Source organism: Mycobacterium sp. (genome assembly GCF_032162105.1).
Classification (GTDB): Bacteria; Actinomycetota; Actinomycetes; order Mycobacteriales; family Mycobacteriaceae; genus Mycobacterium.
Window position 1 is genome coordinate 1 of the sequence record NZ_JAVRPS010000199.1, and the last position, 3725, is coordinate 3725.

Here is a 3725-nt window from a genome sequence, read left to right on the forward strand (position 1 = left end):
GCCGCGATGGGCGCGGATCTGGCGGACTCTGAGGTCAGCAAGCGATTCGACCTGGTCGGGTTTGATCCGCGCGGCGTCGGCCACTCCACGCCGGGGTTGCGCTGCCAAACTGACGCCGAGTTCGACGCCTACCGGCGGGAACCGATGGTCGACTACAGCCCGCAGGGTGTGGCGCACATCGAGCAGGTGTACCGGCAAATAGCTCAGCGCTGTCAGGCCCGGAACGGTTCGGCGTTCCTGGAGAACGTCGGGACCGCCTCGGTCGCACGGGACATGGATTCGGTGCGCCAAGCCCTGGGCGACGACCAGATCAACTACCTCGGCTACAGCTACGGCACCGAGTTGGGGACTGCGTACGTCGAGCGCTTCGGTGACCACGTGCGGTCGATGGTGCTCGACGGCGCTATCGACCCGAGCATCGGGCCGATCGAGGAGCTCATCAACCAGCAGGCCGGGTTCCAGACCGCGTTCAACGACTATGCCGCGGACTGCGCCCGCTCTACCGACTGCCCGCTGGGCACCGACCCGGCCCAATGGGTCGTCCGCTACCACCAGTTGATCGACCCACTGGTTACCAAACCCGCGGCGACCTCGGAGGGGCGCGCGCTCGGCTACGCCGACGCGACGACCGGCACTATCAACGCGCTGTACACCCCGCAGTTCTGGAAATTCCTCACCAGCGGCCTGCTCGGACTGCGACGTGGCACCGATCCCGGTGACCTGCTGACGCTGGCCGACGAGTACTACGGCCGCGATGACAAGGGGCACTACAACAGTTCGCAGGACGCGTTCAACGCGATCCGTTGCGTCGATGCGCCGGAGCCGACCGATCCGGCGGTGTGGGCCGACACCGATCGGCGGATACGTCAAGTCGCGCCGTTCGCGTCCTACGGGCAGTTCACCGGCCAAGCGCCGCGCGACCTGTGCGCGCTGTGGCCGGTGCCCGCGACGTCATCGCCGCATCCGGCCGCGCCGGTTGCCCCCGGGAAAGTCGTCGTCGTGTCCACCACTCACGACCCGGCCACCCCATATCAAGCCGGGGTCGACCTGGCCCACCAACTGGGCGCTGACCTGATCACCTTCGAGGGCACCCAACACACGGTGACGTTCAACGGAAATGACTGCGTAGACGGCGCGGTGGTGCGCTACTTGGTCGACGGCGCTGCGCCGGGAAACTTAAGGTGTTAGGCCGCGCCGGTAACACAAACTTAACGGTGAATGCATACTGTTCCAGGTATGGATCGACAAAAGGAATTCGTGCTGCGCACGTTGGAGGAGCGGGACATCCGATTCGTCCGACTGTGGTTCACTGACGTGCTCGGCTTCCTCAAGTCGGTCGCGATCGCGCCGGCCGAGCTTGAGGGCGCATTCGAAGAAGGAATCGGCTTCGACGGGTCGTCGATCGAGGGCTTCGCCCGGGTTTCAGAGTCCGACACTGTGGCGCATCCCGACCCGTCGACCTTTCAGGTGCTGCCCTGGACGACTCGTAGCGGACACCACCACTCGGCGCGAATGTTCTGCGACATCACGATGCCCGACGGCTCGCCGTCGTGGGCCGACCCGCGCCACGTGCTGCGCCGCCAGCTAGGCAAAGCCAACGACCTGGGCTTCTCCTGCTACGTGCATCCCGAGATCGAGTTCTTCCTCCTGGAGCCCGGCCCCGAAGACGGATCTGTGCCCGTTCCGGCCGACAATGCCGGCTACTTCGACCAGGCCGTGCACAGCGCCTCCAACTTTCGCCGGCACGCGATCGACTCCCTGGAATCGATGGGCATCTCGGTGGAATTCAGCCACCACGAAGGTGCGCCCGGCCAGCAGGAGATCGACCTTCGCTTCGCGGACGCGCTGTCGATGGCCGACAACGTGATGACATTCCGCTACGTCATCAAAGAGGTTGCGCTGAACGAGGGATCGCGGGCGACGTTCATGCCCAAGCCGTTTGGCGAGTACCCGGGCTCGGCGATGCACACCCACGTGAGCCTGTTCGAGGGTGAGGTCAACGCCTTCCACAGCCCAGACGATCCGCTGCAGCTCTCCGATGTCGCTAAGTCGTTCATTGCCGGGATCCTCGAGCACGCCAGCGAGATCAGCGCGGTCACCAACCAATGGGTCAACTCTTACAAGCGGCTTGTGCTCGGCGGCGAGGCGCCCACCGCCGCGTCGTGGGGCGCTGCCAACCGGTCGGCCCTGGTCCGGATTCCGATGTACAGCCCCAACAAGACCTCGTCGCGACGCATCGAGGTGCGCAGCCCCGACTCGGCCTGCAACCCATATCTGGCTTTCGCCGTGCTGTTGGCGGCCGGGCTGCGCGGCGTGGAGAAGGGGTACGTCCTGGGTCCGCAGGCCGAGGACAACGTCTGGGATCTCACCGCCACGGAGCGGCGGGCGATGGGTTATCGCGAGCTGCCGTCCAGCCTCGACGAGGCGCTGCGAGCGATGGAAAGTTCTGAGCTCGTCGCGGAGGCGCTGGGGGAGCACGTCTTCGACTTCTTCCTGCGCAACAAGCGCGCAGAGTGGGCGAACTACCGCCGTCACGTCACGCCCTTCGAGCTGAAGACTTACCTTTCGCTGTAGCCGGTGTCGATGGCCCGCTCAAACGCCGGGTCGATCTGCGCTACCGTCGAAGGCGTGAATCACCCCGTGACCGAACGGCCGAAGGTGCCCAGTGTGGGCCGGCTCGGGTTGGTCGACGAGCGTGCAAACGCGAATTTGGCTCAGCTGGGTTGGAACACCGAAGAATGCGTCGACGTGCTGTGGTCGCTGTCGCGCGCCCCGGACGCCGACGCCGCCCTGTGCGCGACGGTCCGGCTGGCCGAGGCGCTCGGCGACGGCTGGGGAGAGCTCAACGCGGCACTGGCCACTGACCGCGGACTGCGCGGCCGGCTGTTCGGTGTGCTCGGATCGTCGCTGGCATTGGGAGATCACTTAGTCGCCAACCCGCAGGCATGGCATCTACTGCAGGGCACTGTGAAGCTTCCTTATACCGAACAACTGCGTGCCGCGTTCGCCGAATGCGTCGCGGAACCCCCAACCGCCGCAGGGTCGGTGGTGTCGCGGCTACGCGCTCTCTACCGCGACCGGCTGCTGGTGCTGGCCGCGCTGGATCTGGCGCCGACGGTCGAAAACGAGCCCGTGTTGTCCTTCCAGGCCGTCGGCGCCCACCTGGCCGACATGGCCGATGCCGCATTGGCGGCGGCGCTGTCCGTCGCTGAGACCAGGGTGTGTGGGGACGCCACCCCGCCTCGGATTGCTGTCATCGCCATGGGCAAATGTGGTGCGCGCGAACTGAATTACGTCAGCGACGTCGACGTGATCTTCGTTGCCGAACCCGCTGATCAGGTGTCCGCGCGGATCGCCGGCGAGATGATGCGGTTGGCCTCGGACGCCTTCTTTCAGGTTGACGCCGGCCTGCGACCGGAAGGCCGCCACGGCGAGCTGGTTCGCACCCTCGACTCACATATGGCCTACTACCAGCAATGGGCCAAGACCTGGGAGTTTCAGGCGTTGCTGAAGGCCCGGCCCGCGGTCGGCGACGCCGAACTGGGCAAGCAATACATCGAATCGCTGATGCCGATGGTCTGGAACGCTTGCGAGCGTGAGGATTTCGTCAGCGAAGTCCAGGCCATGCGGCGACGGGTGGAGCAACTGGTGCCCGCCGACGTGCGCAGCCGCGAGCTCAAACTCGGCAGCGGCGGGCTGCGGGACGTCGAGTTCGCGGTGCAGCT

3 protein-coding genes are annotated in these 3725 nt (G+C 66.0%); all 3 read left to right on the plus strand.

Annotated elements, in window-relative coordinates:
- The coding region (locus QOC69_RS10210) for an alpha/beta fold hydrolase (protein WP_526438982.1) at window positions 1–1188 on the plus strand (1188 nt) is incomplete at its 5' end.
- Window positions 1189–1236: 48 nt separating this feature from the next.
- Entirely contained in the window at window positions 1237–2574 is a 1338-nt protein-coding gene (locus QOC69_RS10215) for a glutamine synthetase family protein (protein ID WP_526438984.1), read from the plus strand.
- 9 nt (window positions 2575–2583) lie between these two features.
- Window positions 2584–3725: [protein-PII] uridylyltransferase family protein (locus QOC69_RS10220; RefSeq protein WP_526438986.1), on the plus strand; the 1142-nt coding region annotated here is incomplete at its 3' end.

What these genes read in the sequence shown, in the direction of transcription:
- QOC69_RS10215 (WP_526438984.1), top strand. Translation starts at nt 1,237, where the DNA reads ATGGATCGACAAAAGGAATTCGTGCTGCGCACGTTGGAGGAGCGGGAC.